Origin of the sequence: Burkholderia metallica (genome assembly GCF_001718555.1) — a bacterium.
GTDB lineage: Bacteria > Pseudomonadota > Gammaproteobacteria > Burkholderiales > Burkholderiaceae > Burkholderia > Burkholderia metallica.
Genome location: NZ_CP013401.1, coordinates 523,506 through 540,487, shown reverse-complemented (window position 1 = coordinate 540,487; position 16,982 = coordinate 523,506). Strand labels below are relative to the sequence as shown.

14 protein-coding genes are annotated in these 16,982 nt (G+C 67.7%); all 14 read right to left on the bottom strand.

Annotated features, from left to right (window positions below; translation table 11 throughout):
- Positions 1-23 precede the first annotated feature (23 nt).
- The 14 genes from ftsZ to rsmH all read right to left on the bottom strand — a co-directional run bounded on the left by ftsZ (position 24) and on the right by rsmH (position 16,977).
- Positions 24-1,217 (bottom strand): cell division protein FtsZ, encoded by a 1,194-nt coding sequence (gene ftsZ, locus WJ16_RS02440; RefSeq protein WP_069255684.1) that lies wholly within the window; start codon positions 1,215-1,217, stop codon positions 24-26.
- 117 nt (positions 1,218-1,334) lie between these two features.
- On the bottom strand, positions 1,335-2,567 hold the full coding sequence (gene ftsA / locus WJ16_RS02435; protein ID WP_059500905.1) for a cell division protein FtsA: 1,233 nt from the start codon (positions 2,565-2,567) through the stop codon (positions 1,335-1,337).
- 26 nt (positions 2,568-2,593) lie between these two features.
- The gene (locus WJ16_RS02430) at positions 2,594-3,346 is read right to left on the bottom strand and encodes a cell division protein FtsQ/DivIB (RefSeq protein WP_069255683.1); all 753 of its coding nucleotides are present in this window, start codon (positions 3,344-3,346) and stop codon (positions 2,594-2,596) included.
- A gap of 19 nt (positions 3,347-3,365) precedes the next feature.
- The gene (locus tag WJ16_RS02425) at positions 3,366-4,307 is read right to left on the bottom strand and encodes a D-alanine--D-alanine ligase (RefSeq protein ID WP_069255682.1); all 942 of its coding nucleotides are present in this window, start codon (positions 4,305-4,307) and stop codon (positions 3,366-3,368) included.
- 1 nt (position 4,308) lies between these two features.
- Positions 4,309-5,706, bottom strand: a complete 1,398-nt coding sequence (gene murC, locus WJ16_RS02420; protein WP_069255681.1) for a UDP-N-acetylmuramate--L-alanine ligase — start codon at positions 5,704-5,706, stop codon at positions 4,309-4,311.
- A 100-nt stretch (positions 5,707-5,806) separates the two neighbouring features.
- Positions 5,807-6,910 carry an undecaprenyldiphospho-muramoylpentapeptide beta-N-acetylglucosaminyltransferase gene (murG, locus tag WJ16_RS02415; RefSeq protein ID WP_069255680.1) on the bottom strand — a complete coding sequence of 368 codons (1,104 nt, stop codon included), beginning with the start codon at positions 6,908-6,910 and terminating at the stop codon, positions 5,807-5,809.
- Positions 6,907-8,190: a putative lipid II flippase FtsW gene (gene ftsW / locus WJ16_RS02410; RefSeq protein WP_069255679.1), complete on the bottom strand. Its 1,284-nt coding sequence runs from the start codon at positions 8,188-8,190 to the stop codon at positions 6,907-6,909. The genes murG and ftsW overlap by 4 nt, the downstream gene beginning before the upstream one ends.
- Positions 8,187-9,701, bottom strand: a complete 1,515-nt coding sequence (murD, locus tag WJ16_RS02405; RefSeq protein WP_069255678.1) for a UDP-N-acetylmuramoyl-L-alanine--D-glutamate ligase — start codon at positions 9,699-9,701, stop codon at positions 8,187-8,189. Before murD ends, ftsW begins: the two co-directional genes overlap by 4 nt.
- Positions 9,702-9,729: 28 nt before the next feature.
- Complete coding sequence (mraY, locus tag WJ16_RS02400; RefSeq protein WP_006477019.1) at positions 9,730-10,899, bottom strand: phospho-N-acetylmuramoyl-pentapeptide-transferase; 1,170 nt, start codon at positions 10,897-10,899, stop codon at positions 9,730-9,732.
- A gap of 16 nt (positions 10,900-10,915) precedes the next feature.
- Positions 10,916-12,322, bottom strand: a complete 1,407-nt coding sequence (locus WJ16_RS02395; protein WP_069255677.1) for a UDP-N-acetylmuramoyl-tripeptide--D-alanyl-D-alanine ligase — start codon at positions 12,320-12,322, stop codon at positions 10,916-10,918.
- Positions 12,319-13,857: a UDP-N-acetylmuramoyl-L-alanyl-D-glutamate--2,6-diaminopimelate ligase gene (locus tag WJ16_RS02390; RefSeq protein WP_069255676.1), complete on the bottom strand. Its 1,539-nt coding sequence runs from the start codon at positions 13,855-13,857 to the stop codon at positions 12,319-12,321. The genes WJ16_RS02395 and WJ16_RS02390 overlap by 4 nt, the downstream gene beginning before the upstream one ends.
- On the bottom strand, positions 13,854-15,701 hold the full coding sequence (locus WJ16_RS02385) for a peptidoglycan D,D-transpeptidase FtsI family protein (RefSeq protein WP_069255675.1): 1,848 nt from the start codon (positions 15,699-15,701) through the stop codon (positions 13,854-13,856). Before WJ16_RS02385 ends, WJ16_RS02390 begins: the two co-directional genes overlap by 4 nt.
- Positions 15,698-16,039 carry a cell division protein FtsL gene (ftsL, locus tag WJ16_RS02380; RefSeq protein ID WP_069255674.1) on the bottom strand — a complete coding sequence of 114 codons (342 nt, stop codon included), beginning with the start codon at positions 16,037-16,039 and terminating at the stop codon, positions 15,698-15,700. The genes WJ16_RS02385 and ftsL overlap by 4 nt, the downstream gene beginning before the upstream one ends.
- Positions 16,036-16,977 (bottom strand): 16S rRNA (cytosine(1402)-N(4))-methyltransferase RsmH, encoded by a 942-nt coding sequence (gene rsmH / locus WJ16_RS02375; RefSeq protein WP_069255673.1) that lies wholly within the window; start codon positions 16,975-16,977, stop codon positions 16,036-16,038. The genes ftsL and rsmH overlap by 4 nt, the downstream gene beginning before the upstream one ends.
- Between the last annotated feature and the right edge of the window lie 5 nt (positions 16,978-16,982).

The window sequence follows — 16,982 nt, the reverse complement described above, 5'->3', positions numbered from 1 at the left end:
CCGCGGCTTCGCCTGTGTTTGCGTCAGTCGGCCTGCTTGCGCAGGAAAGCCGGGATGTCGTAGGTGTCGACACCCTTCTCCTGCAGCGCCTGCACGTGCGATGCCGCGGTTTCGCGCGAATTGCGCCACACCGCCGGCGTATCGAGCGCGCCGTAGTCGGCCGTGCTGACGTGCGGCTGCGCATAGCCGTGCGACACCGCGCTGACCGGCTGGTTGTCCGTACCGGTGCGCAGCAGCGTCATCGGAGCCGATTGCTGCTTCTTCGCCGCACGGCCCAGACCCGTCGCCACGACCGTCACGCGCAGTGCATCGCCCATCGCGTCGTCGTACACCGCACCGAAGATCACCGTGGCATCTTCCGCCGCGTAGCTCTTGATCGTGTTCATCACTTCGCGCGTTTCCGACAGGCGCAGCGAACGGCTCGACGTGATGTTGACCAGCACGCCGCGCGCGCCCGACAGATCGACGCCTTCGAGCAGCGGGCTCGCCACGGCCTGTTCCGCCGCGAGGCGTGCGCGATCGACGCCGGCAACCGTCGCCGTGCCCATCATCGCCTTGCCCTGCTCGCCCATCACCGTCTTCACGTCTTCGAAGTCGACGTTCACGAGGCCGTCGACATTGATGATTTCAGCGATGCCTGCCACCGCGTTGTTCAACACGTCGTCCGCGCACTGGAAGCACTTGTCCATCTCGGCGTCGTCGCCCATCACGTCGAACAGCTTGTCGTTCAGCACGACGATCAGCGAGTCGACGTGATCCTCCAGTTGCTGCGAGCCGGCTTCAGCGACGCGCATGCGCTTGCCGCCTTCGAACTCGAACGGCTTGCTGACGACACCAACCGTCAGGATGCCCATCTCCTTCGCGATCTGCGCGACCACCGGGGCCGCGCCCGTGCCCGTGCCACCGCCCATGCCGGCCGTGATGAACACCATGTGCGCGCCGCGCAGTGCGTCGGCGATGCGCTCACGCGCCTCTTCCGCTGCCGCACGACCCATTTCCGGCTTCGCACCGGCGCCAAGACCCGTGTTGCCGAGCTGGATCACCGACGATGCGCGCGAACGCGACAGCGCCTGTGCATCCGTGTTCATCACGATGAAGTCGACGCCCTGCACGCCACGGTTGATCATGTGCTGGACGGCATTGCCGCCAGCGCCGCCAACGCCGACCACCTTGATGATGGTGCCGTTGGTTTCGGTTTCCAGCATTTCGAATTCCATTGTTGCCTCCGTCAAGAGAATGACTGCTACTCGGCCGTTATTCGGCAGGAGATCGGGCAACCCCCTGTCGCGCGCCAGCCGCCGGCACCAGCGCGAATTTCGATTCTGTTCGGTTCGTCAGAAGTTGCTCAGGAACCATTCCTTCATCCGCGAGAACACCTGCCCCGCGTTGCCGGACTGCACGGCGACCTTGCGGCCGCGCATGCGCTGAGCGCTGCCTTCGACGAGCAGCCCCATCGCCGTCGAGTAGCGCGGATTGCGCACGACGTCGGCGAGGCCGCCTGCATACTCCGGCGCGCCGATGCGCACCGGTTTCAGGAAAATGTCTTCGCCGAGCTCGACCATGCCGGGCATCATCGATGCACCGCCGGTAATGACCACGCCGGAGCTCAGCAGTTCTTCGTAACCCGATTCGCGCACGACCTGCTGCACGAGCGAGAACAGTTCCTCGACGCGCGGCTCGATCACGGCCGCAAGCGCCTGGCGCGACAGCGTGCGCGGGCCGCGTTCGCCGAGGCCCGGCACTTCCACCATTTCGTCCGGATCGGCGAGCGCCTGCTTCGCGATCCCGTAGCCGACCTTGATGTCTTCCGCATCCGGCGTCGGCGTGCGCAGCGCCATCGCGATGTCGCTCGTGATCTGGTCGCCGGCGATCGGAATCACCGCGGTGTGACGAATCGCGCCTTCCGCGAAGATTGCGATGTCCGTCGTGCCGCCGCCGATGTCGACCAGCACCACGCCGAGATCCTTCTCGTCCTCCGTCAGCACCGCCAGCGACGACGCGAGCGGCTGCAGGATCAGGTCGTTCACTTCCAGCCCGCAGCGGCGCACGCACTTGACGATGTTCTGCGCGGCGCTCACCGCGCCCGTCACGATGTGCACCTTCACTTCCAGCCGGATGCCGCTCATCCCGATCGGCTCGCGCACGTCTTCCTGGCCGTCGATGATGAATTCCTGCGTCAGAATGTGCAGCACCTGCTGGTCGGTCGGGATGTTGATCGCCTTCGCGGTCTCGATCACGCGCGCGACGTCCGTCTGCGTGACCTCCTTGTCCTTGATCGCGACCATCCCGCTCGAGTTGAAGCTGCGGATGTGGCTGCCCGCGATCCCCGTGAACACGTTGGTGATCTTGCAGTCGGCCATCAGCTCGGCTTCCTCAAGCGCGCGCTGGATCGACTGCACGGTGGCCTCGATGTTGACCACCACACCTTTCTTCAGACCCTTCGACTCGCTCTGGCCGAGACCGATCACCTCGTAGTGGCCTTCGCCCTTCAGCTCGGCGACGATGGCCACCACCTTCGACGTGCCGATGTCGAGGGAAACCAGCAGATCCTTGTAGTCTTTGCTCATAAAGTGCTCTTGCGTGTGATCTCTCGTTACTTCTTGCGCTTGTCGGTATCGGTCAGGAACCGCATGCCTGCCGCGCGAATCGCGAATCCGTTCGGATAGCGCAGGTCCGCGTACTCGATGTCGTTGCCCCAACGCTCCGTGACGGCCGGCCAGGCCGCGACCAGGCGCTGGCTCCGGTCATGCAGCGATTCGCTGTTGCGTTCCTTGCCCAGTTCGACCTGCATCCCGTTCGACAGCTTCACCGTCCACGCGTACCGCGCCGACAGCGTCACTTCTTCCGGCGCCGCCTTCAGCGGCGCAAACCATTTCCCGAAGTCGCGATACCGCGTGACGACTTCCTTCGCACTGCCCTCCGGGCCGTCGAACGCCGGCAGCGCCTGATCGAGCTCGCCCTGGTTCGCGGTGAACAGCTCGCCGTCGACGCTCACGAGCTGGTCGCTGCCCCAGGTCCCGAGCGGTTTGTACTCCTCGAGCGTGACAGCCAGCGCATTCGGCCACACCCGGCGCACGCTCGCGTGACGCACCCAGGGCATCTGCTCGAACGCGGCGCGCGCCGCATCGAGATCGACCGTGAAGAAATTGCCCTTCAGCCGGCCGACCACGCCCGCACGCACCGTCGGCGAATTGATGTGCTCGGTGTCGCCGTCGATCCGGATTTCCCGCAGCGCGAACATCGGGCGCTGGATCAGCCAGTAGCAACCGGCCGCCGCCAACACGAGCAGCAGCAGCGCGTACAGCGCGCTGGCGGCAAGGTTGAGTTGGCGAACGTTGTTCCACATACGTCGTTCCGTTCCTGCGTCAGTCGTTGAGCGTGAGCGACAGCACCTTCACGACCAGCTCCGAATAGCTGATGCCGACCGCGCGCGCGGCCTTCGGCGGCAGCGAGTGGTCGGTCATGCCCGGCGCGGTGTTCACTTCCAGGAAATACGCGTTGCCGTCGGCGTCGAGCATGAAATCCGCGCGGCCCCAGTCGGTGCAGCCGAGCACGTCGAACGCGCGCCGCGCGATGCGCTTCAGCTCCGCTTCCTTGTCGGCCGGCAGCCCGCACGGAATCAGGTATTGCGTGTCGTCGGCGATGTACTTCGCGTGATAGTCGTAGAACTCGCCGGCCGGCACGATCTTGATCACTGGCAGGTCGAGATCGCCGGCGATGCACGCGGTGTATTCGCCGCCGCCCTCGATGCTCTTCTCGACGATCACAATCGGGTCGTGCGTCGCGGCTTCCTCGAGCGCGGCCGGCAGAGCGTCGGCCGTCTTCACCTTCAGCACCGCGACGCTCGAGCCTTCGCTCGCCGGCTTCACGAACAGCGGCAGGCCCAGCTTCGCGACGATGTCGGTCGCGCGCGCGGCCAGGTCGTCGCCGCGCATCACCGTCTCGAACGGCGGCGTCGGCACGCCCGTCTGCTGCCACACGAGCTTCGTGCGGAACTTGTCGAGGCCGAGCGCCGATCCGAGCACGCCGCTGCCCGTGTAGCGAATGCCGTAGAAATCGAGCGCGCCCTGGATCTGGCCGTTCTCGCCGTAGCCGCCGTGCAGCGCGTTGAACGCGCGCACGAACCCTTCTTCCTTCAGCGCGGACAGCGGCCGCTCGGCCGGGTCGAACGGATGCGCATCGACGCCCGCGTCGCGCAGGCCCTGCAGCACGAGGCGGCCCGAGGTGAGCGACACCTCGCGCTCGGCGGATTCGCCGCCGAACAACACCGCCACCTTGCCGAAACGTTTCGGATCGATCCCGCTCATGTCATGCCTTCTGTTGAATGTGTTGCGCGACCTTCGCCGGCACGCCGCCGATCGAACCCGCGCCCATCGTGATCACCACGTCGCCGTCCTGCGCGACCTTCGCCAATGCGTCCGGCACGTCGTCGACCGTCGCGACGAACACCGGGTCAACCTTCCCGACCGCGCGCAGCGCACGCGACAGCGCGTCGCCGCTGGCCGTCGAGATCGCCGCTTCGCCGGCCGCGTAGACTTCCGTCAGCACCAGCGCATCGACCGTCGACAGCACGTTGACGAAATCGTCGAAGCAGTCGCGCGTGCGCGTGTAGCGGTGCGGCTGGAACGCCAGCACGAGACGGCGGCCCGGGAACGCGCCGCGCGCGGCCGCGATCGTCGCGGCCATCTCGACCGGGTGATGGCCGTAGTCGTCGATCAGCGTGTAGCGGCCGCCGTCCGCGGTCGGCACGTCGCCGTAGCGCTGAAAGCGCCGGCCGACGCCGTTGAATTCCGCCAGCGCCAGCTGGATCGCGTCGTCCGACACGCCGAGATCGGTCGCGATCGCGATCGCTGCGAGCGCGTTCTGCACGTTGTGCAGGCCCGGCATGTTCAGCACGATCGCGAGCGGCGCGCGCCCTTCGCGGATCACCGTGAAATGCATGCGGCCGTCACGCGCGTCGATGTCTTCCGCGCGCACCTGCGCGTCCGGCGACAGCCCGTAGCGCACGACCGGCTTCGAGATGAACGGGATGATCTGCCGCACGTTCGGATCGTCGACGCACACGACCGCGCTGCCGTAGAACGGCAGGCGCTGCGTGAATTCGATGAACGCCTGCTTGAGCCGCGCGAAATCGTGGCCGTAGGTGTCCATGTGGTCGGCGTCGATGTTCGTGATGACTTCGATCACCGGATACAGGTTCAGGAACGACGCGTCCGACTCGTCAGCCTCGGCGACGATGAAGTCGCCCGTGCCGAGCCGCGCGTTCGCGCCGGCGCTGATCAGCCGGCCGCCGATCACGAAGGTCGGATCGAGCCCGCCCGCGGCGAGCACGCTCGCGACGAGGCTCGTCGTCGTGGTCTTGCCGTGCGTGCCGGCGATCGCGATTCCCTGCTTCAGGCGCATCAGCTCCGCGAGCATCACCGCGCGCTGCACGATCGGCACGCGCTTCGCGCGCGCGGCCAGCACTTCCGGGTTGTCCGAGCGCACGGCCGTCGACACGACGACCGCGTTCGCGCCCTCGATGTTCGCCGCGTCGTGGCCGATCGCGATCCGTGCGCCGAGCGCCTGGAGACGATCGGTCACCGCGTTGCGCGACAGGTCGGAGCCGCTGACCGCGTAGCCGAGGTTGACGAGCACTTCGGCGATGCCGCTCATGCCCGCGCCGCCGATCCCGACGAAATGAATGTGTTTGACGATGTGTTTCATGTCAGCCTCCGCCGGGCCGCTCCGTGCTTCGATGGAAGCGCCCGCGGGAGACGGGGGGGCTGAGCCCGCCCGAGCGAACGAAGTGAGCGTGGGGGTTGTTTCATTTCAGTGTTTCCAGGTTCGCGCCGGCCGCCTTCGCGCACACGCGCGCGACTTCGTCGGTGGCCTCGGGCTTCGCGAGCGAGCGCGAACGTTCCGCCATGTCCGCGAGCGATGCCCGCGACTGGCCGCGCAGCCAGTCGGCGAGCAGTTCCGCCGACAGGTCGCGTTGTTGCACCAGCACGGCCGCGCCCGCATCGGCGAGGAACGCGGCGTTGCTCGTCTGGTGATCGTCGACCGCGTACGGGAACGGCACGAACAGCGCCGCCACGCCCACCGCCGCGATCTCCGACACCGTCATCGCGCCCGACCGGCAGATCACCAGATCCGCCGCCGCATACGCGGCTGCCATGTCGTCGATGAACGGCACGAGCCGCACGTCTTCGCCGGCCGCGAAACCGGCCGCTTCGTAATTCGCCTTCAATGCGTCGATGTGCTTCGCGCCGGCCTGGTGCACGACGCGCGGGCGTTCGCCCGGCGCCAGCAGCGCCAGCGCGCGCGGCACGACTTCGTTCAGCGCGGCCGCCCCGAGGCTGCCGCCGACGACCAGCACGTTCAGCGGGCCGCTGCGCGATGCATAGCGTGCTTTGGGCGCTTCCGTGCCGGCAAGTTCCGCGCGAATCGGGTTACCCGTCCATTCCGCGTGCGGCAGCGCGCCGGGGAACGCGACGAGCACGCGTTTCGCGAATTTCGCGAGCACCTTGTTCGTCAGGCCCGCGATCGAATTCTGTTCGTGCAGCACGAGCGGACGCCCCGACAGCGCGGTCATCACGCCCGCCGGGAACGTGATGTAGCCGCCCATTCCGAGCACGACGTCGGGCCGCACGCGCCGCAGCGCGGCAAGGCTCTGCCCGCATGCGCGCAGCAGGTTGAACGGCAGCGTCAGCTTGGTCTTCAGGCCCTTGCCGCGCAGCCCGCCGAACCGAACGTACTCCATCGGAATGCCGTGCTTAGGCACGAGCGTCGCTTCCATGCCGGCCGGATTGCCGAGCCAGACGACGCGCCAGCCCGCCGCTTCCATCCGGTGCGCGACCGCGAGCCCCGGGAACACGTGGCCCCCGGTGCCGCCTGCCATCACCATCAGCGTGCGTTGCGACGCGGTCATACCTTCCCTCCGCGCATCAGCACCCGGTTTTCGTAGTCGACCCGCAGCAGCACCGCGAGCGCGACGCAGTTCAGCAGAATGCCCGAACCGCCGTAGCTCACGAGCGGCAGCGTCAGGCCCTTGGTCGGCAGCAGCCCGAGGTTCACGCCCATGTTGATGAAGGTCTGCGCGCCGAACCAGATGCCGATACCCTTCGCCATCAGGCCCGCGAACGTGCGATCGAGCGCGAGCGCCTGGCGGCCGATCTCGAACGCGCGGCGCACGATCCAGTAGAACAGCAGGATCACGACCAGCACGCCGACGAAGCCGAGCTCCTCGCCGATCACCGCGAGGATGAAGTCGGTATGCGCTTCCGGCAGGTAGTTCAGCTTCTCGACGCTGCCGCCGAGGCCGACGCCGAACCACTCGCCGCGACCGAACGCGATCAGCGAGTGCGTGAGCTGGTACGCCTTGCCCTGCGCGTAGCGCTCGTCCCACGGATCGAGGTACGCGAAGATCCGCTCGCGCCGCCACGGCGACAACCACACCAGCATCGTGAAGGTGCCGATCGCCGTCGCGACGAGGCCGCCGAACAGCTTGCCGTTCACGCCGCCGAGGAACAGCACGCCCATCGCGATCGCGGCGACCACCATGAACGCGCCCATGTCCGGCTCGAGCAGCAGCAGCGCGCCGACCAGGCCGACCGCGAACGCCATCGGCAGGAAGCCCTTCGCGAAGCTCTGCATGTACTCCTGCTTGCGCACCGTGTAGTTCGCCGCGTAAATCGTCACCGCGAGCTTCATGATTTCCGACGGCTGCATGTTCGTGATGCCGAGCGGAATCCAGCGGCGCGCACCGTTCACGCCCTTGCCGACGTGCGGGATCAGCACGATCACGAGGCCGACCAGCGCGATCAGGAAGAGCTGCGGCGCGTACTTGTCCCACGTCGACACCGGCACGCGGAACGCGATCACCGCCGCGACGAAGGCGACCGCGAGCGAAATGCAGTGGCGCATCAGGAACGCGTAATCGTGATACGACGCGTATTTCGGCGAATCGGGCATCGCGATCGACGCCGAATACACCATCACGACGCCGAGCCCGAGCAGCGCGATCGCGACCCACAGCAGCGAGTAGTCGAAGTCGAGCATCCGCGAACGGCTCGGGCGCACGCCGTTGACGACGCTCGCGAGGCCGCCCGTCGCGGCGCGCGTGGCCGATGCGACGCGGCCGCCCGCGGCATTGCCGCCGGTGTCGCGCCGGTCGTTGAAACGGGAGACGAGGCGATCGGACCAGCTCATGGCGTCGCTCCTTTGTCGATGGCGATTTCGTCGACCGCCGCGCGGAACACTTCCGCGCGATGGGCGTAGTTCCTGAACATGTCGAGGCTCGCGCACGCGGGCGACAGCAGCACCGCATCGCCCGGTTCGGCGAGTTCGGCCGCCGCGTGCACCGCGCCTTCGAGCGTCGCGTGATCGACGAGCGGCACGCCCGTTTCGGCGAGCGTGTCGCGGATCGCCGGGGCGTCGCGGCCGATCAGCATCACCGCGCGGCACCAGCGCGCGACCGGCGCGACCAGCGGCGCGAAGTCCTGGCCCTTGCCGTCGCCGCCGGCGATCAGCACGGCCTTCTGCGCCAGCCCGTCGAGTGCGGCCACCGTCGCGCCGACGTTCGTGCCCTTGCTGTCGTCGACGTAGTCGACGTCGTCGATCGTCGCGATCACTTCGACGCGATGCGCTTCGCCGCGGTATTCGCGCAGCGCATGCAGCAGCGGCGCAGCCGGCAGGTCGATTGCGCGGGCGAGCGCGAACGCGGCCAGCGCGTTCGCGGCGTTGTGCAGCCCGCGGATGCGCAGCGCGTCGGCCGGCATCAGGCGCTTCTGCGCGATGTCGGGCGTATGCGCGGCGTCGCGCTTGCGCCGGCGGGTCGTCGGCGCCGCTTCGTCCGGCGCGTCGCGATCGACGGCTTCGACCAGCCACGCGATGCCGTTGTCGCGCGACAGCCCGTAGTCGCCGTCCTGCACCGGTTCGTTCAGCCCGAACGTGACCGTGCGCGGCGCATCGGCCGCGCCGGCTGCCGGCGCGAATTTCATCACCGCCGCATCGTCGCGGTTCAGCACGCGCGTCGTCGTCGCGCCGAAGATCCGGCCCTTCGCTTGCGCATACGCGTCGAAGCTGCCGTGCCAGTCGAGGTGGTCCTGCGTGATGTTGAGGATCGCGGCCGCATCGGGCGCGAACGTGCGCGCGGTTTCGAGCTGGAAGCTCGACAGTTCGAGCACCCACACGTCGGGCAGCGCGGTTTCGTCGATCGCGTTCGCGAGCCGGTCGAGCATCGCCGGGCTGATGTTGCCCGCGACCGCGACCTTCTTGCCCGAGCGCTGGCACAGCAGGCCCGTGAGGCTCGTCGTCGTGGTCTTGCCGTTGGTGCCGGTAATCGCGAGCACCTTCGGCTGGTAGCCGCTCGTGCCGAGCGCGCGCAGCGCCTGCGCGAAGAATTCCAGTTCGCCCCACACCGGGATGCCGCGCTCGTTCGCGGCCGCGACCAGCGCCGCGAGCGCAGGCTCGAGCGGCGACAGCCCGGGGCTCAGCCCGACGATCTCGACGCCGCCGTCGAGCAGCGCGGGCGTGAACGCCCCGCCGACGAATTCCGCATCGATGCCTTCGGCCTGCAGCGCGGCAAGGTTCGGCGGCGCTTCGCGGGTATCGGCAATGCGCAGCCGGCACCCGTGCCTCGCGCACCATCGCGCGATCGCGAGACCCGATTCCCCGAGCCCCAGTACGAGCACCATCGGCCGTTGCCGATCTCCAAACATCTCGCCAGACATCCTTGTTACCTTTCCTTTACCGCAGCTTGAGGGTGGTCAGACCGAACAGGCACAGCATCAGCGTGATGATCCAGAAACGCACGACCACCTGCGTTTCCTTCCAGCCGGACAATTCGAAATGGTGATGCAGCGGCGCCATCTTCAACAGGCGGCGCCCTTCGCCATAGCGCTTTTTCGTGTACTTGAACCACGAAACCTGCAGCATCACCGACAGCGTTTCCGCGACGAAGATGCCGCCCATGATGAACAGCACGATTTCCTGGCGCACGATCACCGCGACCGTGCCGAGCGCGCCGCCGAGGGCCAGCGCGCCGACGTCGCCCATGAACACCTGCGCGGGGTGCGTGTTGTACCAGAGGAACGCGAGCCCTGCCCCGCCCATCGCGGAACAGAAGATCAGCAGTTCGCCCGCGCCCGGGATGTGCGGGAACAGCAGGTATTTTGAATAGACCGCGCTGCCCATCACGTACGCGAACACACCCAGCGATGCGCCGACCAGCACGACCGGCATGATCACGAGACCGTCGAGGCCGTCGGTCAGGTTCACCGCGTTGCTCGCGCCGACGATCACGAAGTAGGTCAGCACGATGAAGCCCCATACGCCGAGCGGATAGCTGATCGACTTCAGGAACGGCAGCATCAGGTCGGCGCGTGCCGGCAGGCCCATCGACAGCCCGCTCCTCACCCACGCCATGAACAGGTCGAACACGCGCACGTTGTTCGCCTCGGACACGCTGAACGCGAGGTACACGGCCGCGAACAGCCCGATCACCGATTGCCAGAAATACTTCTCGCGCGACGACATCCCGCGCGGGTCCTTGTGGACGACCTTGCGGTAATCGTCGACCCAGCCGATCACGCCGAAGCCGAACGTGACGAGCATCACGATCCAGATGAAACGGTTCGTCAGGTCGCCCCACAGCAGCGTCGCGACCGCGATGCCGATCAGGATCAGCACGCCGCCCATCGTCGGCGTGCCGGACTTGACGAGGTGGGTCTGCGGGCCGTCCTTGCGCACGGCCTGCCCGACCTTCATTTGCGTCAGCTTGCGGATCACCCACGGTCCGCACACGAGCCCGATCCCGAGCGCGGTGATGGTGGCCATCACCGCACGGAACGTGAGGTACGTGAACAAGCGCAAAAAGCTTGCGTCGCCTTGCAGCCATTGCGCCAGCGCCAGCAGCATGCTTCCTTCCTTCTACTCAGTGTGCAGCGGGCGTCGTGCCCGCTGCGGGTTGGTTCGTCAGCGCGTCGACCACGCGCTCCATCTTCATGTACCGCGAGCCCTTCACGAGCACCGTCGCCTGCGCGCCGTAGCCCGCCGCGAGCAGCGCGCCGACCAGCGCGCCGACGTCGTCGAAATGGCGTGCCGTGTCGCCGTACGCCGTGCAGGCGTCGCGCGACGCGTCGCCGAGCGCGAACAGCGCGTCGATCCCGCGCTCGCGCGCATAGGCACCGACTTCGCGATGGAAGGCCGGACCTTCGTCGCCGACCTCGCCCATGTCGCCGATCACCAGCACGCGCGGCGCCGGTTGCGCGGCGAGCACGTCGATCGCGGCGCGCATCGAATCGGGATTCGCGTTGTACGTATCGTCGACGATCGTGGCACCCGCGAGGCTGCCTGCGATCGCCTGCTTCACCTGCAGCCGGCCCTTGACCGGCTCGAACGATTCGAGGCCCTGCTTGATCGCCGACAGCGCGACGCCGGCGCCGAGCGCCGCGGCCGTCGCGGCCAGCGCGTTGCGTGCGTTGTGCTCGCCGAGCGCGCGCAGCCGCACCGCGACGGCGCCCGCGGGCGTATCGATCGCGAGTTCGCCGCCGTGAAGACGGCCCGTGACCTGCGCGTCGTTCTGCCGTTGGGCATCGTGCAGCGCGAAATCGAGGATCCGGCTGCCGGTCGCCGCGACGCGCCAGATGCCCGCATATGCATCGTCGGCCGGGAACACCGCAACGCCGTCCGGCGGCAGCGCGTGAATCACGGCAGCGTGTTCGAGCGCGACGGCTTCGACCGTCGCCATGAACTCCTGGTGCTCGCGTTGCGCGTTGTTGACGAGCGCGACCGTCGGCGCCGCGACGCGCGCGAGAACGTCGGTTTCGCCCGGGTGGTTCATCCCGATCTCGATCACCGCGAGACGATGCGCGGCCGACAGGCGCAGCAGCGTCAGCGGCAGACCGACGTCGTTGTTCAGGTTGCCGGCCGTCGCGAGCCGCGCGTCGGCGCCGACCGCCGCCTTGAAGATCGACGCGATCATTTCCTTGACGGTCGTCTTGCCGTTGCTGCCCGTCACCGCGACGAGCGGCAGCGCGAATCGTTTGCGCCAGCCATGCGCGAGAGCGCCGAGCGCGGCACGCGTCTCGCCGCCTTCGATCGCCGGCATCGCGACACCCGCCGGCACGTGCGCGACGAGCGCCGCGGCCGCACCGCGTGCGGCGACGTCGCCGAGGAAGTCGTGCGCGTCGAAGCGCTCGCCTTTCAGCGCGACGAACAGGTCGCCGGGGCCGACCGTGCGGCTGTCCGTCGACACGCGGTCGAACGTGACGCCCGCGTCGCCGTGAACGGTTGCGCCGGGAATCAGGCGAGCGGCTTCGCCGAGACTGAGCATCGTCATTCGGCGCCTCCCTTGCCTTGCGTCGCACGCGCCGCGAGCGCGAGCCGCGCGTGATCCTGGTCGGAGAACGTACGCTTCTTGCCCATGATTTCCTGCGTGGCCTCGTGGCCCTTGCCGGCCAGCACGACGACGTCCTCGCGTGCGGCGCCGCGCACGGCCTGCAGGATCGCGCTCGCGCGATCCTCGATACGGCGCGCGTGATCGGGCGCGGTCATGCCCGCGACGATCTGGTCGATGATGCGCTGCGGGTCCTCGCTGCGCGGGTTGTCGCTCGTGACGACGGTTTCATCGGCGAGCCGCTCCGCGATCGCGCCCATCAGTGGGCGCTTCGTCGCATCGCGATCGCCGCCGCAGCCGAACATGCAGACAAGCCGGCCGCCGCGCGCGGCGGCGATCGGGCGCAGCGCGTCGAGCGTCTTTTCGAGCGCGTCGGGCGTGTGGGCGTAGTCGATCACGACGAGCGGTTCGTCGTTCTGCAGCCGGCCGCCGAGCCGCTGCATCCGCCCGTTGACGGGCTCGAGCCGCGCGATCTCGGCGAGCGCCGCATCGAACGGCACGTCGGCCGCGAGCAGCGCGCCGAGCACGGCAAGCAGGTTGCTGACGTTGAACGTGCCGAGCGTACCGACCTCGACGTCCGCGTCGCCCCACGACGAACGCAGGCGGAACGCGGTGCCGGTCGCGGTGGCGCGCACGTCGATTGCGATCAGTTCGCGATCGGCGTCGGGCGCCGGGGCATCGCCGATTCCGTATGCGATCGTGCGCACGCGGCCGGCGAGCTTCTCGAGCAGGCGCCGGCCGGCTGCGTCGTCGCGATTGACGACGGCCGCGCGCAGGCCGCGCCACGCAAACAGCTTCGCCTTCGCGGCCTCGTACGCGTCGAACGTGCCGTGATAGTCGAGGTGATCCTGCGTGAGATTCGTGAATACCGCGATGTCGAACGCCGTACCGTTCACGCGCCCTTGGTGCAGCGCATGCGACGACACCTCCATCGCCACGGCCTTCGCGCCCGCGTCGCGCAATTGCGCGAGGCTGCGCTGCAGCTGCGACGCGTCGGGGGTCGTGAAACCCGTCGGCACGAGCTGGCCGGGCATCCCGGTGCCGAGCGTGCCGATCACCGCGCACGGCTCGTGCAGCGCCGTCAGCGCGGCGGCGATCCATTGCGTGCACGAGGTCTTGCCGTTCGTGCCGGTCACGCCGATCGCGAGCAGGTTGTCGCTCGGATCGCCGTACCAGCCGCTGGCGATCTCGCCGGCGAGCTGGTCGAGTGCCGGCACCGCGAGCGCGACGGGCACGGCCGGCGCGGCGGCCAGCCCTTCCGGCTGATACAGCACGGCGGCCGCACCGCGTGCGACCGCGTCGGCGATGAAGCCGCGATTGTCTGCCCCGTCGACCGCATACGCGACGAACACGTCGCCAGCCTTCAGGCTGCGCGTGTCGGCATGCAGTTGCGCTGCGGGGGCCACATGCTGACGCAGCCACGCGAGCGCGGCTGCGATCTGCTGATGCGCCGGATGGGAACTGCGGGCGGCGCTCATCGAACAACTCCTGGTGAATTACGCGTCGTGCTGGACACGATCATATGCTTCGCACCGCCACCCGAGGCCAGCTTTTGCGGCCCCGTTGCGGCAGGTGCTGCCGGCGAATCGTCAGACACGACGAGCTGCTTGATCGGCATGTTCGGCGGCACGTTCAGCGCACGCATCGTGTCGCCGGCAATCGCCGAGAATACGGGGCCGGACACCTGGCCGCCGAAGTGGCTGCCGGCGGTCGGCTCGTCGACCGACACCGCGACGACGATGCGCGGATTCGGCATCGGCGCCATCCCGACGAACGACGCGCGGTACTTGCGCGTGTAGCCGTGGCCTTCATGCTTGTACGCGGTACCGCTCTTGCCGCCGACGCGATAGCCCGGCACGGCCGCATCCGGCGACGTGCCGCCCGGCGCGACCACCGTCTCGAGCATCGCGCGCACTTCGCGCGCGGTGGTCGGGTTAAACACCTGCGTGCCCACGATCGGCTGGTTGGGGTCGGTCTTGAAAATCGTCACGGGCATCAGCTCGCCGTCGTGCGCGATTGCCGTGTACGCACGCGCGAGCTGGAACAGCGACACCGACAGGCCGTAGCCGTACGACATCGTCGCCTGCTCGATGCGGCGCCAGCTCTTCCATGGACGCAGGCGGCCGGCCACCGCGCCCGGGAAGCCGACCTTCGGCGCCTGGCCGAGACCGATGCTGGTATACATATTCCACATTTCCTCGGGTCGCATCGTCATCGCGATCTTCGTCGCGCCGATGTTGCTCGACTTCTGGATCACGCCGCCGACCGTCAGCGTGCCGAAACCCGCGTCGTCGGTGATCGGCGCGCCGTCGAGCACGAAATGCCCGTTGCCCGTCTCGACGAGCGTATTCGGCGTCACGCGGTGCAGGTCGAGCGCGAGCGACACCGTAAACGGCTTCATGATCGAGCCCGGCTCGAACACGTCGGTCATGATCCGGTTGCGCAACTGCTCGCCCGTCATGCGCGAGCGGTCGTTCGGGTTGTACGTCGGGTAGTTGACGAGCGCGAGCACCTCGCCGGTACGCACGTCGACGACCACCGCCGCGCCGGCCTTCGCCTTGAACTTCTCGACGGCGGCCTTCAGGTTCGCGTACGCGATGTACTGGATCTTGCTGTCGATCGACAGGTCGACGTCGGTGCCGTTGTGCGGCGGAATCTGTTCGGCGACGTCCTCGACGATGTGCCCCATCCGGTCCTTGATCACGCGGCGCATGCCCGACGTGCCGGACAGCATCTTCTGGTCGCCGAGTTCAACGCCCTCCTGCCCTTCGTCCTCGACGTTCGTGAAGCCGATCAGGTGGGCGGTGATCTCGCCTTCCGGATAGAAGCGCTTGTATTCGTTGCGCTGATAGATACCGGGAATATCGAGCGCAGCGACCTTGTCCGCGACGTCGATCGGCACCTGGCGCTTCACGTAGACGAAACCCTTGTCTTCGGACAATTTCACGCGCAGTTCCTTCGGCGTCATGCCGAGGAGCTTGCCGAGCTGGTTGACCTTGTCGGCGTCGAGATCGTCCGGTACCGCGTCGGGAATCGCCCAGATCGCGCGCACGGGCAGGCTCGTCGCGAGCACGAGCCCGTTACGGTCGAGGATCTTGCCGCGTGTCGCCGGCAGTTCGATCGTGCGCTGGTAGCGGCTTTCGCCCTGCTTCTGGTAGAACGCGTTGCCGGGCCCCTGGATCCAGAACGCACGCGCGGCCAGCGCGACGAACGCCATGAACAGCAGGAATACGACGAGCTTCGAGCGCCACATCGGCAGATGCACGCCGAGCACGGGGCTCGACGAGAACTTCACGTTCTGGCGCTTCGGGGACGGCTTCATCGCGCGCCCCCCTTGCCCTTGCCGACGGTGTCGGCCGAAGCCGGGATCGGCGCATCGATCGCCTTCGCGGCGCCCGGCGGCAACGTCAGGTATTGCGTGCGGCCGGTCGTGATCGGCTGCATCTTCAGCGAATCGTTCGCGAGCTGCTCGATGCGCGACGTCTTCGACAGCGCGCTCTGCTGATACTGAAGCTGCGCGTAGTCCTGCTGGAGCTGACGCTCCTGCGACTGCGCACGCTGCAGCTGGATGAAGATCTGGCGCTGCTGGTTCGTCGAATTGACGACCGACAGCGCGCAACCCATCACGATGATCAGCAGGAAGATGTTGAAGCGGCTCATGGCGTGACGCGCTCCGCGATGCGCATCACGGCCGAGCGGGCGCGCGGATTCTCCGCGATTTCCGTTTCGCTCGGAAACTGGCGGCTGACAATCCTGAGCGGCGGGCTCGGCAGGTCGACGGCACGGATCGGCAGGCGACGATCGACCGCAGGCGCACTCGCGTGCGCCTGCATGAATCGCTTGACGATCCGGTCCTCGAGTGAATGAAAGCTGATGACCACCAGCCGCCCCCCTTGCTCCAGCAACGACAGTGCCGCGTCTAGTACGACTTGCAGGTCCGCAAGCTCTTGATTGACGTGAATCCGTATAGCCTGAAAGGTGCGGGTTGCCGGATCCTTGCCCTTCTCACGGGTTTTGACGACGTGACCCACGATTTGGGCAAGCTCGCCCGTGGTGTCGAGAGGCCCAAGACGGTCGGACTCTGCCCGGCGAGCAACAAGCGCCTTTGCAATCTGAAAAGCAAACCGTTCTTCCCCATAATCCCGTATCACCTCCGTCAATTCCTGCACCGAAGCCCGTGCGAGCCATTCCGCCGCCGACTCGCCGCGCGTCGGATCCATCCGCATGTCCAGCGGACCATCGGCGCGGAAGCTGAAGCCGCGCGCCGGATCGTCCACCTGCGGCGAGGACACGCCCAGGTCGAGCAACACCCCCGACACCTTCTCGACGCCGCGCGCCGCAAGCGCGTCGCGCATCGATGCAAAGCTGTCATGCACGATCGAGAAGCGCGCATCCTCGATGCCCTGCGCCGTCTCGATCGCGCGCGGATCCTTGTCGAACGCGATCAGCCGCCCGGCCGGCGCCAGCCGCGCGAGCACCGCGCGGCTATGGCCGCCGCGCCCGAACGTGCCGTCGACATACACGCCGTCCGGCCGCGTCACGAGCGACTCGACCGCTTCATCCAACAGCACCGTCCGATGCCGCAATTCGTTTCCCATCGCGG